The following is a 13,675-nucleotide window of genomic DNA, read 5'->3' as shown; positions in this document are numbered from 1 at the left end:
CTCCGTTTTTTGGAGCGGACGTTGCGGGAATACCCCACCGGAAAAATCATGATGGTATTGGATAATGCCCGTATCCACCACGCCAAGCTGATCCAGCCTTTTCTTAAAGAAAACGCTGGGCGCCTGGCACTCATCTTCCTCCCTCCCTACAGCCCTCAGTTGAACCTAATGGAAGGCGTATGGAAGTGGCTCAAGGAATCGGTCATCAACAATGTTTTTTTTGACCACGTCCAGAAAATCAAACAGGCGGTCCGCGGTTTCTTAGCCGATGTGAACGGGCGTCCCCTTGAGGTGATTGACCGACTGTGCGTGCGGATGTAAAGTATTTAATTCAACCTATATAAGTCTTTAATTAGGAATTTGGCAAACGAATACAGCTTATGTTCATATCCATCATTCAAATCAAACCCCGAAAACATAACTTTGTATTTGTCTACATTACTTTTTAGTTCTTCGTTAGACTTCCAATAAAAATACAAATCATCATACATATTTATTACTTCATACACAAATTTGCAATCTTCTTCCGAAAGTTCATCTTTGTATGGACCGTGCTCAAAGTATTCGTACTCGTAACCAGACTGATATACCTCTTGCATCATTTTGTGGTATTCCTTGTCATCAATTTCCTTTGACAACATTTCCAATATTTTGTGTTGATTTAACAACACCTGTCTTTGATAAACTGTTAAACTCATAAAATTCACCTCCTTTGTTATATCATACCAAAAACCCCACACAAATGTGCGGGGCGAATCAATAAAAAAGGAGATTTTTGAGCCTGATTTTAAGCAGACCCCTTCAAAGACAGTATATACCTTTTTAGTTCACCTTTCGTCCACTCTTTTTCCACTCGTCTGCAAAACATAGGCATCAATCCCAAAGAGGACAACGGAAAACTCTTCAATTGCCTTTTTCAAATCTTTATATAAAGTCGTCTTTTCGACGCCGTAGCGCTCCATCAACGCTGTTGGATTTTCGTAGTTCGGTTTTAGATACATATCACGGAGGATCTTATGCCTGCGGTTTGCGACTTCCCCGCCTCGTTCGGCCAAGGTTTTGTACGCACCCAACATGGCATCGATATAATCCATGATCATTTTTGTTTTCTGTTTGGATTTCATTACCTCTTTCAGATCCAGGTCAATGTGTTCCAATAATCCCATATCTATTTCTTGATGTATGATTCCAATTTGTTCTGGTAAGTTCTCGCAATGCGCGCTCAACTTACGGTAATTTTTCACGAGGAGTTCGGTATTTCGAAAACGTCGATCATGTTGTTCCTTGGAAGCAATACTCTCTTGTTTCTTCTGTTCTTTCAGTACCGTTGCTGTAATCACTTCAATCCATTTTTCTGGTATTTGTTCCGTCAATTACATCCACCTCTTTCTGCATATTCGAACGTGTACCCTTTCACGCTCCTGCGCTCGCCACGCAGACATTTGTATATCGAATCCCGTTTGCTGTTGACGCACTCCTCTGCTTCCCCTATGCGCTGCGCCGTCATCACAAGCACGCCATCTTTAAATATGTGAATGGGCTTAATTTTGCGCTCGTAGCCGCTAATCTTTTTGCCTACTTCTACCCCAGCCAGTGCGTGCAACTTTATGATACGGATATCATCATTTGGCAGCAGTTCCCATTTTTCGGGCAGCTCTTCCAGGTAATCATAAAATTCATTCGAGAAGGCCATTCTGATCACCCACTTTCTTCGGAATAATCAGCGAACTTCCCTTTCCACCAGGGCCAAAATAGTTATATAGGACGATTTCCAGAAGGTCTATGCGATCGTCGGTCGTTTGTTTGGCATACCAATGTTTGTTGTATTTGTAAGTCCTTTTGTTAAGGGAATAAACGCGCATGCCATCCAAGTAAATCCTGTACACTCCGTCATCGCATTTCATCGTAAAGCCTAGCTCAAACACTTTATTCTGAAACTGGTCCATCATTTTGTTGTGTTCTTCTTCCGGCAATGTGAGCTTCCTCCTCTTTGGGAATTCAGGTAATTTCATTTGGCTACCTCGGTATCTTTCATGTCCCTGATTATCGCTTCGATGTCCTTGAGCGCTCGACAGTATCCTCTCGGCTCGCCTTTACCGCTCCTGGTCTTTGCAAGGCTGAAATAGGTCTGCTGCATCAATCCTATTTGAATGAGCAACAGATCCGCATCGATCAAACTATTTTTTTGCGGCTCCACCTGCTCTTGGATATCCTTTTTGCGAACAAAGAAATTAAAAGCCATACAATCTCCTCCTAGACTTCCACAAATTTTTTAGTTGCCGCACTCCACTTCAGCAGCACTAACGGAATTTGATAACGGAACATGAACATTTTTGCTTTGATTTTGAATTCAGGTGTCAGGAAACCTTTGATATCGACCACCTCAACATGGCCGTCTGCGTAAATCACTTCGAAGTCAGCCTTGTAGGTTATCGCTCGCACGATTCTGCCAGTCTGCGGATGCGCGAACCTATCCAGTAAGGTAAATGCCTTTTGCATCTCGAAATCTTCCACAACCCCCGTTTTTTTGAGTTTAAGAAGGTACTCGTAATATCGCGATTCAGCCTTGCTATCGAACGTGATCCCGTCCAGTGTGACTTTTTTTGCTCCGTACTTGCTCATGCGCCTCACCTCATCCCTCTTAGCCGGCTGCTCAATCTCCGATAAATCTCGCTATACTTCAAACCGTTATTAATTGACTTGTCAGCGATTTTCTCAGCTTCACTTCTCTTTATGTCGGCCAGCCATTTTTCGACGCCAAACCTCACGCTCATGCCCTTTTCGGCTATCCTGATCAGTCTTCTCACTTCTTCGGGAGTCAAGTGTCGCGTGTCCAGCGTCCGCAGGTGCCGCATAAACTGGCTATCCTCTGCGTAGGAATCTATCGAATTTGCATGAATGCCCCTTGTTTCAATTTCTGCATTCAGCTTCTCTTCGTCATATCTCTCATTAATCCTCATCATTTGCGCCCCCTTTCTCAGAATGGAATGTCATCATCACTAATATTAATAGACTCGCCAGCGCTATCGAATGGATCAGCTGATTGATGATAGCCACTAGAATTCTGTTGGTTATTCCCTTGGTGCTGTTGACCGCTTGAATGATTAGAATTATCATTTTTCGCCTCCAGGAAGTGGAATTTTTCAACGACGACATCGGTCGTGTATATCCGCTGACCATCTTTTTCGTAGCTGCCTGTCTGGATCCGTCCGGCCACACTGATCAGAGAACCTTTCCGAAGGTTGTCCGCCATGACTTCCGCTGTCTTTCCCCATACCTGGCAATTTGGGAAGTCCGCTTGTTGCTCTCCGTTGGCATCTTTGAAATCTCGATTGACTGCTAAATTGAAGCGTGCGACTGCTTTGCCTGCTGGCGTATATCTCAAATCAAGCTCCTTCGTAATCCGCCCAACTAATACGACATTATTAATCATTTTTTAGCCTCCATTTTTGGATAGTTCATATTCACTTTCAATTGATGATTTTTTTCCTATACCTGAAATATAAGGTATACTAATATTTGATAAATTTATTAAGGAGAAAAGCTATGGCTTCTAATGAGAGTACATTATCGATAATTAATATAGCCATCACCGTGTTGTTATCATTATTAACAAGTTTGATTGCCGCTAAACACGTCGCAAAACCAGAGAAACAAAGAACTTCAAGACTTATTTTCGATAATTGTTACAGCAAAATATATTCATTGGTCGAGTACAAACTTTATTCCAAGGATGTAACTTTGGTGGAAGTTAGAGAAATTGGAAATGAAATCGTAAGCATATGTGATTCTGCAAACTACTATTATTACCCTTCAGTAAAACATTATGCAGAACGAATGCGTGATTCTGATAATTCGAATTACATGGAAAATTGGCAATATTTTTCAAAGAGATTTTCTATGAGATACGATACCGTTTGCCGTGACATAGGCCTTCCTTTAAGAAATAATGCATACCGCTTAAACCATAATCAATATCAAACTGACCTAGAGTTTTGGATATACCTTATAAAAAATGAATGGTTGGAAGCCCTCTTCCTCTTATTTATTATTACTGTTGTCATTTATTTAAACCTATAGAAATTTGAGGATTAAATATCCAACTACCGTGGCTATAATGATTGCGATCCCTGCGAGTTCGATTGTTGTCATAGGAATTCGCCATCCAGTACGTCCGGCCTGAACCCGCTCCAGCTTGTTTCCGGCTCAGCGTGGATTACAACCACTGGCACCGTTTGATAACCAAGTTGCTTGATTTTTTCAGCTGCCTGCTTGTTTTCAATGATATCCACCGTCTTATAATGAATACCATGTTCATCAAGCCATAACTTAGTAAGCTTGCATTGTTGGCATCGCTTTTTTGTGTACAGCGTTACGTTTTTGCGTGTTTTATTCAGCATTTGTGTCCTCCTTCATAAAAACCAGAAACTGCGTTTTGCTCCGTTTTTGACCAAATAACGGTTTGTAATCAATCGCCTTTAATATTTCAGGTAGTGCAATCTGATCTTCATTCCACTTAAATATCAATGTGCCATTTGGCCTCAGCACCCTCATACACTCTCGGAATCCCTGGGCGATATCCTCCCGCCATTCAGGCCCGAGCAATCCGTATTTCTTGGCCAACCATGAATCTTGTCCGGCTTTTATCAAATGCGGCGGATCGAAAACAACCATGTAGAAAGAGCCATCCGGAAATGGCATGTCGCGGAAATCACCTTTCATATCCGGATTAATCTCTAATAGGCGGCCATCGCATAGCGTTTCGGATAAAACTCTGTTGTCCATATAGAGCGTGTCTTTGTGCTCTTTATCGAACCAGAACATTCGACTGCCGCAACAAGCGTCTAGTATCTTCATCACTTTCCCTCCTCGGGTCTAAATGCGTTGGCCAAATTTCGAAAGTAGTCGGCAAGTCCAACTCTTATTCCATTAACTGTTGCTTCAACAAGTCCAGGCAGGTCAACAAAGAAATTATTAAATCCAGCAATCTCTTTTTTCGTATGGTATTTCGGTCCATAATTTCTAATGAAGTGCCTGTCTTCTAAGCTCAAAAATAAACCGCATTCTTTATTAAGCTTCGCTTTCTTCACTTTCTTTTTAATCTGACGCTTATTCATTGGCTGCCTCCTTTGAGATATAACCTTCTAGAATATCTAACCACTCTCGCAAAACGTCGATGCTTTTCAAGCCATCTTCGTTATTCGGGAATGACAAGTAGGCTGACGCCTTTGCCTTTTTCACTAATCGCGCTGCCACTGTAACGTGTACAACTTCGCCTAATTTTTGGGCTTCTTTTGTTTTCGCTATGATTATGCCGACTTCTTCTGCATCACTTACGAAAACAGGCATGAGCAACCCTTTTCCGAAAATTGTTTTATGTTTTTTTACAACATGATCATTGAGCATCGTTTTATCACATAACCGTTCAATCTCTCTATTCATCCCACTACCTCCTATCTTTTATTGCGGAAATTATAAATATGCACAGCAGAACTGCCGCGGAAACTTCGCTGATGATCATGCCGCACCCCTATTTTCCGTTTCCACTGATGTAAATAAGATTTACCCATTTGCCATCCGCATCCTCACCACCGCCACCGCGACCAATACACTCAATAGGCATGGAGATATCAATCCGTTCTCCGAATGGCGTTTTCCCACGAAAATCCAATCTAACCTGATCATGATCGTTGTATACAGCCAACTTCTTTTTTAATTCCCCAACAGTCAGAATCCATCCGTTATATACTTTAAAATCAGGCTCAGCGTGAAATCCTGAATTCAAACTTGTTTGTTCATTCATCTCCTATGCCTCCCTCTTCTGACTGGTCTTCAGCCGTGCTATGCGTTCATTAATCAACCGCTCTTCGTCCGGGTCAAGTGGCGTCTCCGTTGCTGGTGCGCTATTTTCGGCCCAATCAGGTACATTCTCTTTCTTTGTTCTGAGAACATTGCTATTCTTCCGATTGTTAAACGCAACGTCCTCGGCCTTCACGTCGGCTAAAGTCTTGATGTTTGCTTTTACCCACCTCTTCATGATGCCCTCAGCATAGCTAAACTGTTTGTTATCAAGAGACGCTCTTCGCATTGCTTCGATCAGCAAATCTGGACCGATGTCTTCTTCCCAATGCTCCAAGGAATCAATAATCAATGGTTTTAGCATTCCGAAATTTTCTTCATAGATTGTGAAGATGTTAGCTGCAGCAGGAGCCGGTTTTTCAGCATATGAATTTTTCACCTCGTTATTCTGGTTCTGGTTATTATTCTTATTCTGGTTATTATTCTGGTTATTATTGCGGTTCGGTATCGGTACTGTATCAGGACTTTCTGGAACGGTATCGATAGGGTATGGATGGGGTATCTTTTCTGTTTTGATAGGGTATCCATACTGTATGCACAGTTCAATAACTTGGTTGTGATACTCTATCGTTTTTATATCCTTCAATTCCCGGTCAACCACAGTAGCAACCTTTGGAGATCTCGCCTTGTTATACTTCAGCCAATTCTTAAGAAATATCTCATGAGCATCAGCATTGTATTCAATTCGGCCATACTCAACAAACTTCAGCAGCATTTCCTCTACCTTTTCAACGGTCCAACCAGTATCGAAAGCAACAACCCTTTTATTGAACCTGTAGACACCACACTGCGACGTCTTATCATTCGTCATCAAATAAAGATAAAAATATTTTTCCTCCGGCATTAACTCCGTTACAAATTCATCTTGCCAATAGCTGACTTGTATCTGCCTGTAAATAGCCATTCTTAATCACCTCACAATCAAGAGAGGGAAGCTCCCTCTCTATTTACTCCTTGGGTTTGATTGTCCTTTCTTCGAATAATGATTCTTGCGCAGCATCGTCCTCCAGATTGATGATTTCCCCATCTTCGGTGACAAAGGTGCCTAGCTTTTCAGGTTCTTGATCAGGTTCCGCATCGAAATCCTCATCCGGTGTAATATCGCGGATATCCCCGGTATCCTTATCGAGAGTTTGAACCGTTTCATCTGTTGTAACGGCTTTTTGCATTTCGATGGATAAGATTCCCCACTTGGAAAGAATGTTGCGGAGAATGGTCTTTTTGGCCATAGAATCGTAATCTGTCTTCCAAACACCTGACAGCTCAGTCTTGTTTTTGGTTTTATTGTTGCGGATGCGGTGAGCTTCCACTTCCTGCTTAGTCCAATAGACCGTTTTCTCGAATCCATTCAGCAATTTGAAGTAGCCGACATACCCGATAACCACATCAGACAGCTTCCCGTTCGGATCAAACTCAAATTTTTCAGTCAGGCGATTCCAGGAAAGCAGTTCGCCTTCATAAACTTCGATAACGTTCAAAGCTTCATATTGGCCGGATCGTTGCGCCAGTTGAATGTAGCCCTTATAGCCCAGGATGAATTGTCCTTTTTGCTTGTTGCCATCCTTGTAATCCCGGAATGGCACGATGTAGGCATACCCGAGGTTTTTATCTAATGGTAGGTCAAGCGTTGCAGCAGTCATCGCACAGGTGATGATGCTCATCGGTTCGCTTTGTGCTAGGTAGGAGTCATTGTTCACTAAACTGAGAACGGATGCCGTAAAGCTTTGGGATTTTTCTTTCAGCACATCCCGGAATTTCTCTTGCACTACCGGAGAATTCAGAAGTGATTTCAGGCCCAGCTGCTTTGCTTGTCCTGGTGCTTGGGTGCTGTTGTTTTGTAATTGGTTTTTCAAACTCGAATTCGTTGCCATATTATTTGATCCCCTTTATCGTTAATCTTCTTGATTGCGACGCGTTCAGATATTGCTCGTAAATGTCCGGCTGCTCTTTTTGCAGCGTCTTCGTATCCAGTCGGTTTGTCGTGACGGGTTTCCAGTAGATGAGGTTCGTTGGCGTGATGCCGATTTCTGCATCTGCCTCACCTAGCGCCAATTTGATTTGGTTTTCATACAGGCTGATGGTTTCCTCGACAGTCTTTTTGGCTGCCTTCGCTTCGTTTAACAGCGTGATCGTTTCATCGAAGGAAGATGCCAGGGTGATTTCTTTTCCCGCTTCACTGTTGGCGTATCGTTCCTTCAGGAAATCTGTTGCTGCTTGACTGCCGTCGATAGGTGGCGCAACATTCTGTTTTACATTGACCTCCCAAAACGCAATCAGGCGTTCCTGAATTATATCAATTAGTTCCTGGTCTCTTTCTATTCGCTTCCACTGAAACTTCTGTCCGCCCACCAATACGGCGATATAGGCATACTCTTTATCCAAGACATTCAGATAGTGCTGCACTTGGAATATATACTGATCCGGAATGTTCTCACCCTCCCATTTATCAGATAAGAACATACTGGCGGTTTTGCATTCGAGAATGGCGTTTTCTCCTACAACTTGCCGATCCACGTTTGCGCTCAGAAAGTCGTATTCACGGTGGAAATACATGTGATTATCGTTCCGAACCTTAGCACCTGTGCGTCTTGTGAATTCCTCCGCGACTGTCTTCTCGAACACATTTCCCCAATAAGCTGCCTCACTTGGATCCGATGCGTCGATTTCGATTTGCCCCGTCTTGTCCAACCACAACTGGTAAGGACTCTTGTATTTGTTGAAGCCCAGGATTGTGGCCACATCGCTGCCGCCTATAGAGGTTCTTCTCAGCTGCAGCCAGTCTTCCCGGCTCATATTTTTGGTTGGTATTCTTTGTCTCATTCTCCTGCCACCATCACTTTCTGCGTCTCCTTCACAAATTTGGGAATATCCTCAAACCGGACTAAGCCCAACTCCGTCTCCACGTATTCATCACCTTCATAGATTTCGTTTCCTTCCCAATCAGAACCAAATACCTGTGGTTCATCCGGTTCCAAAAAGCGTTCAAAATTTGTTCTGTTCATGATATACTCACTCCTAGATAGATAATTTTTTTAGTCACCTACTCGCGATAGGTGGCTTTTTTAATGCACATTTTTGAATTTGCAGCGCCTGATGACTGCCCGGAGCCGCTCCTTGTCTTGCTTAGGCATGTATTTGTGATCAGACATCGGCGTGATGCGGTTGGCTTTTAAATCAAACACGATTACCGGCCTAGAAGCACCGTCGATCAGCCAATCCAGTCGCAAGGCTGTTGGAGAAATACTTCGGTGTGACACTCCTTCTTCATTTAGCACGTCTGTTACTGCGAATAAATTCATAGGCTATCCTCGGCAGCTTCCAATTGCCTTTGCAACCTAACCGCTTTGTGTTCAAACGCGCGGGCCTTCCTTGCCGCTCTATCTGCATCTGCCTGATGCTTGGCAGCCAAAATCATCATGTCGCGATGGCAGTTTTCAGCCAGTTCGATAAGAAGCAACAATTCAACATATTTTCCCTTTTCCATCACTCGTTCATCCTTCCCAGGTTCCTTTTTTATTGCCGTACTCATAAAACAACTGCTTAAGCCTGGTCCTTCCTGCATTTTCGATTTCGGTGTAGTGATTGCAGTATTTGATCAGATTGTAGCGGTAGTCAAAAATCATGACGGGCCTATACTCTCCATCAATTTTCCACTTGATGCAGATGTTCCCGAATCCTATCACTTCATGATGGATATCTTCTCGAAATAGCAGCCAAGTAATTAAATCGACATTGTGATTTAAATCCAATTTCACCAGATTAACCCCTGTTCCAGGCCGCCCGCCATGCCGAATATTAGCAATGCGATAGTAATCACGATTGCTGTGCCTATGAATCCGACCAACTTATCCTCAAACTCATTTGTAAATATCTTCATGTGTATTCCTCCTGTGATGCGCCCTGCCCGGCCGTTTCTCAGTTATATTTGGTGTTTTTTTGAATCCATTTTTCTACTGCCTTCTTTGGATAAAGCCGCTCCCCGCCTCGTTCGCAGTATGGGAAGCCTGGTTGATACAAGTAGTACTTGTCTGCCGTGTCCACCGAACAATTCAGGATCCGTTTGGATACTTCCTTGCGCGTCAGCAGCTCTTCATCGAACAAGCTTTCTTCCACGGTTTCCTTGACGATCGGAAGGGTCACGTCTTGAATTTTTGCAGCCATCCACTGGAAGAACTCCTCGGTTGACTGTCCATCAAAGTGTATTTCCATCCTGATCACTCCTTTCTTTTGTTTGTTCCCTTTGAGATAATGCTCTAAAGGAGGTGAAAACATAGTGCCTATTCAAATAATGATTAGTTCTATAGTTTCTATAACATCAATCTTTATCTCTAATTGGCTGGGTCGAAAAGCTACCAAAGATAATTTTCAACTAGAAACGAAAGACAAGGCTTATAAAAATTACTACATCCCGCTAATGAAGCTCTTAATATCACAGAACAAAAACTCTTTAACCTATTACTGGATTGTAGCCGCTTGGTATAACGCTCCAGAACCGTTAAAAAAAACAACAGATCCGCTAAAAATATTACTAACTACTAATCTTGAATTATTACCCCCAAACATAGTTAAAATTGTTCCTGAGTACAGTGTCGCTACTTCCGGCGCTGCTTTGTTTTTTGGAGATAATGAATATAGAGAAAACTACCGCCAGAATTTACAAGAATCTTCTGATTTTTTTGACGAAATCATCAAAAAATCTTTAACAGAAGCCAGCAGATTATCAAAACAGTTAGGATATCCAGACATAGCAAAACCAATTTTGGGATCCTTCGTAAATATGGAACAGACAGACATGAATTTCCCAAGATACTTACCAGCGATATACCAAGCAGAGGGCCCAAGACAATTTGTAGGAGAAAAGCCTCCGTACTATTAAAATTATTCATAAATTTTCCCCTCCCACCTTCACGGCCACACCAATGGCTGTGAGGGTTATTAGTGTATATGCTACTTTTCCCATCCCTCTCACACCTCCATCGCACTTTTATAAACGCCGTATTTGATTGCGAACTCCTTCACCACAGCGACATAGATTTCAACAAGCTTCTTGTCATCGGAAATGACATCGACTTTCGTCAGGTTATCGCGCTTTGACTTGCTGGCACCTTCATCGGCCATGCGGCGGCGCTTGTTCGTGAGCCTAGTTTCCAGTGAGGCTCCAGCACGTCTGTCGACTTCCGTGAAGATAGCTGATCTGGTATCCTTGTGGGCATCGGGTGTATTTCCCATAATGCGGACTACTTTATTGATCAGTGCATTCGCTTCTTTTCTCCAGTCGGTGGTGTTCAGCGCCACGATTTCGGAAATGCTGTCCACTTTCTCATTCAGCTGCTTCTGCGCCAACTCTTGTTTAGCCATGTTGTTTACCAGGTTCGCCATCAGCTGCAGTTCCGGGCTGAGGTTTGACATGTCGAGTTGCTTCTTGATGTAGGTTTCCATATCATTGAAAGCCTTGATGTATTTCAGTTTGAATTCGAGCGCCTTTTTGCCGGTGAATCCCATCGCCAACAGCGTGAAGCCGTCACGGTTCATGAAAATCATGCGATAGCTTTGCTTGTTCTGCGGGTGAATGTAAGAGTCATCCCAAAATAGGTCTGCGTAATTTTCCGCAACCCCCTCTTTTAAATCATCGATAGCTGCTAAAACATCTCTGTGGTTCCTTTCAAATGTTTCAGCCACGTTCAAAGAAGTTGTCACGGCCTGCTGATCTTTCATAATTACTAAACTATTCATGCTGTTACTCCTTCCTATTCGCCTTTGATTCGTTCAGTTTTCTGAACTTTTTGAATAAAAAAATAATCCGAAACTTCGCCTGGCTCTATTGATAAAAGCTCGCACGCCCTTTTTATTTGCGGTTGAGTAAAGAAAGTGTGTCCGTTTAATTTGCTCGACAAAGCAACTGTACTCATGCCCAATGCAATAGCGAACTCTTCCTGTGTAGCGAATTTTTCTCTGATTCGACCACGCAATTTGTTGTATTCGAAACTCACTTTGTTTTCACCTCCTCTTTTTATGGTTCAGTTTTCTGAACACCCTTATATTAGCATCCTGGATTCCCGCCAACACATAACTATGCAGGCGGGGTGATGCCTAGTGCTTCGTAAATTTGTTTTTGCTTTGTAAGAACCTCACCGACCCTAAGGTCGTAGCCTGGATACTCAAAACATTCTATAATATCAAGTTTATCCAAGGCAGACTGAATCGTATAGTTTTGATAAAGTTCTGCTTCATGCATGTGTTTTTTGAGATAAGATAAATATATGAGCGCGACAAATGCAACGAAGAGTTTTCCGTCAAGGCTTTTCTCAGATGACACCAATAGGCGGCGAAGATTTAAGCGGTCTTTAATATTACCAAAGGCTTTCTCGATGAGATCTTTGTTTCTGTATAATTCCAGTGCGGCCATGGCATCCATCTTTTCGTTGGATATCAAAGTGAAGTAGCCATAATAACGTTTTGTCGCCTTCACTGCATCTTCTATAACAGTAACCTGTAAGCCACGAATCGGAGTTTCTTTAATTTGGAAATACTGCTTGTAGAATCGCTCATGTTTCGCAACACGTTTGCCACTCAGAATCTCCTTCCGCATAGCCATAAGTTTACGATCGAAGTTGGTTTCATCTTCAGCAAACTTATCGATGTTGAAGTAAATGTGTAAATAAACCCGCTTTTTATCTGTGAGAACATCCTTCTTGTAGGGGCGTTCTTGCTTATATTCCCATTCTGAAAGGACAGTCTTGGAATACAATTCATGCTGCTCATCGAAGTTCTCGAAAGAACGGAAGTTGTCATAAACGGTATCGATTGCTTTGCGTGCAAAGCAATTGCTTGTCTGAATCGCAACAATGAATTTCAAGTGCTCCTTAAGAAGGCCGTTGACATTCGCCTCGCTATAAAATCCACGGTCCATGACCAGTTTCACTTTATCAAAGCCGAGAACTGCAAAATCCGCTAGAAGATTTTGAACAGTCCGCACATCCGGAATGTTGCCGGCTAGCTTTCGATAATAGAAAGGAAGACCGGATTTTTCACCGAATACGAGTGCCAAGTTAATCTGAGGCAGTCTATCGTCTTCCTTGTTTTTGCCATATTGAGCTTGGCGAAGCGTTTGGGAATAACTGGACACTGAGGTAGTATCATAAGCCCAGTATTCATCTCCGGAGCGTCGTTTCTCCTGAAGCATAAAGAACTTTGTTCTTTCTTCTTCAGAAATATCTGAAAAAAGTTCACTGCTGCGCTGTGAAGAAATATTTTTATCATAGGGATGCTTATGAAGTGTGCTCCATTTTTCAAAACAAAAAAGCGGGGATTCAGATTCAAGAATCATATAGTAAGCAATGGATTGGATTTGTTTGTAGCTAGCGGGAAAGCATTGCTTAAGATCTTCTGTTAGACCCAGTTTTTTACCAATCTCATCCAGTAGATATGTGGTACCGTAAAACCTGCGGCTAGCTATTTCGATAGGTACCGGTCCTGGTTTCCTTGAGTTAGCAGCTTCCGGATCCTCCTTGTGTTTTCTGCCACGACCATCGGTCGGAATGATTTCTCCTGTATTAGAATCACGCTTACCGATCAGTGTGCGTTTCGCCCGGGGTTGTTTCTTTTCCTTATCCCAATAGGATATGGATTCGTAAACATAGGTAATGCCACTTCGTTTATCAAACTGGTTTATAATAGCCATTCTGCCGCCTCCTAGTTATGTATAGTATAACACATAACTAGGTTTATGTAATGGCGAGAGTGTTTAAAACCTATTAATATCAATGGTTTCAGCTTTTTTTTTTTAAATCATAGTTAGGTGTTTCGGGAATGCAGG

The 13,675-nt window shown here is 42.5% G+C and carries 28 protein-coding genes; 3 read left to right on the top strand and 25 right to left on the bottom strand.

The window, feature by feature from the left end:
- Positions 1 to 321, top strand: a 321-nt coding sequence (locus BMZ71_RS13385) for a transposase (protein ID WP_143071451.1), incomplete at its 5' end; no start/stop codon positions are given.
- A 5-nt stretch (positions 322 to 326) separates the two neighbouring features.
- Here the strand turns inward: BMZ71_RS13385 and BMZ71_RS13380 are convergent.
- The 8 genes from BMZ71_RS13380 to ssb form a co-directional block, all read right to left on the bottom strand.
- Positions 327 to 698, bottom strand: coding sequence for a YfbU family protein (locus tag BMZ71_RS13380; protein WP_086990788.1), 372 nt, complete (start codon positions 696 to 698; stop codon positions 327 to 329).
- A gap of 129 nt (positions 699 to 827) precedes the next feature.
- The gene (locus tag BMZ71_RS13375; RefSeq protein WP_086990786.1) at positions 828 to 1,373 is read right to left on the bottom strand and encodes a hypothetical protein; all 546 of its coding nucleotides are present in this window, start codon (positions 1,371 to 1,373) and stop codon (positions 828 to 830) included.
- Entirely contained in the window at positions 1,370 to 1,702 is a 333-nt protein-coding gene (locus BMZ71_RS13370; RefSeq protein WP_143596725.1) for a hypothetical protein, read from the bottom strand. Before BMZ71_RS13370 ends, BMZ71_RS13375 begins: the two co-directional genes overlap by 4 nt.
- Positions 1,677 to 1,973, bottom strand: a complete 297-nt coding sequence (locus BMZ71_RS13365) for a hypothetical protein (protein ID WP_086990782.1) — start codon at positions 1,971 to 1,973, stop codon at positions 1,677 to 1,679. The genes BMZ71_RS13370 and BMZ71_RS13365 overlap by 26 nt, the downstream gene beginning before the upstream one ends.
- 35 nt (positions 1,974 to 2,008) lie before the next feature.
- Positions 2,009 to 2,242, bottom strand: coding sequence for a hypothetical protein (locus BMZ71_RS13360; protein ID WP_086990780.1), 234 nt, complete (start codon positions 2,240 to 2,242; stop codon positions 2,009 to 2,011).
- A gap of 11 nt (positions 2,243 to 2,253) precedes the next feature.
- Positions 2,254 to 2,622: a DUF1064 domain-containing protein gene (locus BMZ71_RS13355; RefSeq protein WP_086990778.1), complete on the bottom strand. Its 369-nt coding sequence runs from the start codon at positions 2,620 to 2,622 to the stop codon at positions 2,254 to 2,256.
- A gap of 5 nt (positions 2,623 to 2,627) precedes the next feature.
- The gene (locus BMZ71_RS13350) at positions 2,628 to 2,963 is read right to left on the bottom strand and encodes a hypothetical protein (protein ID WP_143596724.1); all 336 of its coding nucleotides are present in this window, start codon (positions 2,961 to 2,963) and stop codon (positions 2,628 to 2,630) included.
- A gap of 14 nt (positions 2,964 to 2,977) precedes the next feature.
- Positions 2,978 to 3,433 (bottom strand): single-stranded DNA-binding protein, encoded by a 456-nt coding sequence (gene ssb, locus BMZ71_RS13345; RefSeq protein ID WP_086990774.1) that lies wholly within the window; start codon positions 3,431 to 3,433, stop codon positions 2,978 to 2,980.
- A gap of 113 nt (positions 3,434 to 3,546) precedes the next feature.
- Between ssb and BMZ71_RS13340 the strand changes: the two genes are divergently transcribed.
- The gene (locus BMZ71_RS13340) at positions 3,547 to 4,080 is read left to right on the top strand and encodes a hypothetical protein (RefSeq protein ID WP_086990772.1); all 534 of its coding nucleotides are present in this window, start codon (positions 3,547 to 3,549) and stop codon (positions 4,078 to 4,080) included.
- A 68-nt stretch (positions 4,081 to 4,148) separates the two neighbouring features.
- Here BMZ71_RS13340 and BMZ71_RS13335 read toward each other — a convergent pair whose 3' ends face one another.
- The 14 genes from BMZ71_RS13335 to BMZ71_RS13275 all read right to left on the bottom strand — a co-directional run bounded on the left by BMZ71_RS13335 (position 4,149) and on the right by BMZ71_RS13275 (position 10,068).
- A complete protein-coding gene (locus BMZ71_RS13335) occupies positions 4,149 to 4,400 on the bottom strand; it encodes a glutaredoxin domain-containing protein (protein ID WP_086990770.1) in 252 nt (83 codons plus the stop codon).
- Complete coding sequence (locus BMZ71_RS13330; RefSeq protein WP_218142832.1) at positions 4,390 to 4,860, bottom strand: class I SAM-dependent methyltransferase; 471 nt, start codon at positions 4,858 to 4,860, stop codon at positions 4,390 to 4,392. The genes BMZ71_RS13335 and BMZ71_RS13330 overlap by 11 nt, the downstream gene beginning before the upstream one ends.
- Positions 4,857 to 5,117 (bottom strand): hypothetical protein, encoded by a 261-nt coding sequence (locus BMZ71_RS13325; RefSeq protein WP_086990767.1) that lies wholly within the window; start codon positions 5,115 to 5,117, stop codon positions 4,857 to 4,859. Before BMZ71_RS13325 ends, BMZ71_RS13330 begins: the two co-directional genes overlap by 4 nt.
- Entirely contained in the window at positions 5,110 to 5,442 is a 333-nt protein-coding gene (locus BMZ71_RS13320) for a hypothetical protein (RefSeq protein WP_086990765.1), read from the bottom strand. Before BMZ71_RS13320 ends, BMZ71_RS13325 begins: the two co-directional genes overlap by 8 nt.
- Before the next feature lie 88 nt (positions 5,443 to 5,530).
- Positions 5,531 to 5,803: a hypothetical protein gene (locus BMZ71_RS13315; protein WP_086990763.1), complete on the bottom strand. Its 273-nt coding sequence runs from the start codon at positions 5,801 to 5,803 to the stop codon at positions 5,531 to 5,533.
- A 3-nt stretch (positions 5,804 to 5,806) separates the two neighbouring features.
- A complete protein-coding gene (locus BMZ71_RS13310) occupies positions 5,807 to 6,763 on the bottom strand; it encodes a DnaD domain-containing protein (RefSeq protein ID WP_086990761.1) in 957 nt (318 codons plus the stop codon).
- Positions 6,764 to 6,806: 43 nt separating this feature from the next.
- Entirely contained in the window at positions 6,807 to 7,730 is a 924-nt protein-coding gene (locus tag BMZ71_RS13305; protein ID WP_086990759.1) for a recombinase RecT, read from the bottom strand.
- Between the two features lies 1 nt (position 7,731).
- Entirely contained in the window at positions 7,732 to 8,679 is a 948-nt protein-coding gene (locus BMZ71_RS13300; protein ID WP_086990757.1) for a YqaJ viral recombinase family nuclease, read from the bottom strand.
- Positions 8,676 to 8,861 (bottom strand): hypothetical protein, encoded by a 186-nt coding sequence (locus BMZ71_RS13295; RefSeq protein ID WP_086990755.1) that lies wholly within the window; start codon positions 8,859 to 8,861, stop codon positions 8,676 to 8,678. Before BMZ71_RS13295 ends, BMZ71_RS13300 begins: the two co-directional genes overlap by 4 nt.
- A gap of 60 nt (positions 8,862 to 8,921) precedes the next feature.
- Positions 8,922 to 9,158, bottom strand: coding sequence for a hypothetical protein (locus BMZ71_RS13290; protein WP_086990753.1), 237 nt, complete (start codon positions 9,156 to 9,158; stop codon positions 8,922 to 8,924).
- Positions 9,155 to 9,343: a hypothetical protein gene (locus BMZ71_RS13285; RefSeq protein ID WP_086990751.1), complete on the bottom strand. Its 189-nt coding sequence runs from the start codon at positions 9,341 to 9,343 to the stop codon at positions 9,155 to 9,157. The genes BMZ71_RS13290 and BMZ71_RS13285 overlap by 4 nt, the downstream gene beginning before the upstream one ends.
- A 7-nt stretch (positions 9,344 to 9,350) precedes the next feature.
- A complete protein-coding gene (locus BMZ71_RS13280) occupies positions 9,351 to 9,614 on the bottom strand; it encodes a hypothetical protein (protein WP_086990749.1) in 264 nt (87 codons plus the stop codon).
- Positions 9,611 to 9,736, bottom strand: coding sequence for a hypothetical protein (locus BMZ71_RS15475; RefSeq protein WP_256957886.1), 126 nt, complete (start codon positions 9,734 to 9,736; stop codon positions 9,611 to 9,613). Before BMZ71_RS15475 ends, BMZ71_RS13280 begins: the two co-directional genes overlap by 4 nt.
- Before the next feature lie 38 nt (positions 9,737 to 9,774).
- The gene (locus BMZ71_RS13275) at positions 9,775 to 10,068 is read right to left on the bottom strand and encodes a helix-turn-helix domain-containing protein (protein WP_086990747.1); all 294 of its coding nucleotides are present in this window, start codon (positions 10,066 to 10,068) and stop codon (positions 9,775 to 9,777) included.
- Between the two features lie 64 nt (positions 10,069 to 10,132).
- On the opposite strand from BMZ71_RS13275, the gene BMZ71_RS13270 reads away from it, so the two are divergent.
- Positions 10,133 to 10,735 carry a hypothetical protein gene (locus BMZ71_RS13270; protein WP_086990745.1) on the top strand — a complete coding sequence of 201 codons (603 nt, stop codon included), beginning with the start codon at positions 10,133 to 10,135 and terminating at the stop codon, positions 10,733 to 10,735.
- An 89-nt stretch (positions 10,736 to 10,824) separates the two neighbouring features.
- Here the strand turns inward: BMZ71_RS13270 and BMZ71_RS13265 are convergent, their stop codons facing one another.
- From BMZ71_RS13265 to BMZ71_RS13255, 3 genes are all read right to left on the bottom strand, one after another.
- Positions 10,825 to 11,592 (bottom strand): Rha family transcriptional regulator, encoded by a 768-nt coding sequence (locus tag BMZ71_RS13265; RefSeq protein WP_086990743.1) that lies wholly within the window; start codon positions 11,590 to 11,592, stop codon positions 10,825 to 10,827.
- Between the two features lie 14 nt (positions 11,593 to 11,606).
- Entirely contained in the window at positions 11,607 to 11,849 is a 243-nt protein-coding gene (locus BMZ71_RS13260) for a DUF739 family protein (RefSeq protein WP_086990741.1), read from the bottom strand.
- Between the two features lie 80 nt (positions 11,850 to 11,929).
- On the bottom strand, positions 11,930 to 13,540 hold the full coding sequence (locus BMZ71_RS13255) for an IS1634 family transposase (protein WP_093234139.1): 1,611 nt from the start codon (positions 13,538 to 13,540) through the stop codon (positions 11,930 to 11,932).
- Positions 13,541 to 13,675 lie beyond the last annotated feature (135 nt).

This window comes from Trichococcus flocculiformis, assembly GCF_900113645.1.
GTDB lineage: Bacteria > Bacillota > Bacilli > Lactobacillales > Aerococcaceae > Trichococcus > Trichococcus flocculiformis.
The sequence above is the reverse complement of the archived record's forward strand: the minus strand, read 5'-3'. Positions and strand labels throughout refer to the sequence as shown.

Coding starts and splice junctions, on each gene's coding strand:
- BMZ71_RS13315 (WP_086990763.1), bottom strand. CDS start 5,803: ATGAATGAACAAACAAGTTTGAATTCAGGATTTCACGCTGAGCCTGAT.
- BMZ71_RS13255 (WP_093234139.1), bottom strand. CDS start 13,540: ATGGCTATTATAAACCAGTTTGATAAACGAAGTGGCATTACCTATGTT.
- BMZ71_RS13305 (WP_086990759.1), bottom strand. CDS start 7,730: ATGGCAACGAATTCGAGTTTGAAAAACCAATTACAAAACAACAGCACC.
- BMZ71_RS15475 (WP_256957886.1), bottom strand. CDS start 9,736: ATGAAGATATTTACAAATGAGTTTGAGGATAAGTTGGTCGGATTCATA.
- ssb (WP_086990774.1), bottom strand. CDS start 3,433: ATGATTAATAATGTCGTATTAGTTGGGCGGATTACGAAGGAGCTTGAT.
- BMZ71_RS13355 (WP_086990778.1), bottom strand. CDS start 2,622: ATGAGCAAGTACGGAGCAAAAAAAGTCACACTGGACGGGATCACGTTC.
- BMZ71_RS13340 (WP_086990772.1), top strand. CDS start 3,547: ATGGCTTCTAATGAGAGTACATTATCGATAATTAATATAGCCATCACC.
- BMZ71_RS13265 (WP_086990743.1), bottom strand. CDS start 11,592: ATGAATAGTTTAGTAATTATGAAAGATCAGCAGGCCGTGACAACTTCT.
- BMZ71_RS13350 (WP_143596724.1), bottom strand. CDS start 2,963: ATGATGAGGATTAATGAGAGATATGACGAAGAGAAGCTGAATGCAGAA.
- BMZ71_RS13360 (WP_086990780.1), bottom strand. CDS start 2,242: ATGGCTTTTAATTTCTTTGTTCGCAAAAAGGATATCCAAGAGCAGGTG.
- BMZ71_RS13310 (WP_086990761.1), bottom strand. CDS start 6,763: ATGGCTATTTACAGGCAGATACAAGTCAGCTATTGGCAAGATGAATTT.
- BMZ71_RS13300 (WP_086990757.1), bottom strand. CDS start 8,679: ATGAGACAAAGAATACCAACCAAAAATATGAGCCGGGAAGACTGGCTG.
- BMZ71_RS13325 (WP_086990767.1), bottom strand. CDS start 5,117: ATGAATAAGCGTCAGATTAAAAAGAAAGTGAAGAAAGCGAAGCTTAAT.
- BMZ71_RS13380 (WP_086990788.1), bottom strand. CDS start 698: ATGAGTTTAACAGTTTATCAAAGACAGGTGTTGTTAAATCAACACAAA.
- BMZ71_RS13320 (WP_086990765.1), bottom strand. CDS start 5,442: ATGAATAGAGAGATTGAACGGTTATGTGATAAAACGATGCTCAATGAT.
- BMZ71_RS13290 (WP_086990753.1), bottom strand. CDS start 9,158: ATGAATTTATTCGCAGTAACAGACGTGCTAAATGAAGAAGGAGTGTCA.
- BMZ71_RS13335 (WP_086990770.1), bottom strand. CDS start 4,400: ATGCTGAATAAAACACGCAAAAACGTAACGCTGTACACAAAAAAGCGA.
- BMZ71_RS13275 (WP_086990747.1), bottom strand. CDS start 10,068: ATGGAAATACACTTTGATGGACAGTCAACCGAGGAGTTCTTCCAGTGG.
- BMZ71_RS13295 (WP_086990755.1), bottom strand. CDS start 8,861: ATGAACAGAACAAATTTTGAACGCTTTTTGGAACCGGATGAACCACAG.
- BMZ71_RS13285 (WP_086990751.1), bottom strand. CDS start 9,343: ATGGAAAAGGGAAAATATGTTGAATTGTTGCTTCTTATCGAACTGGCT.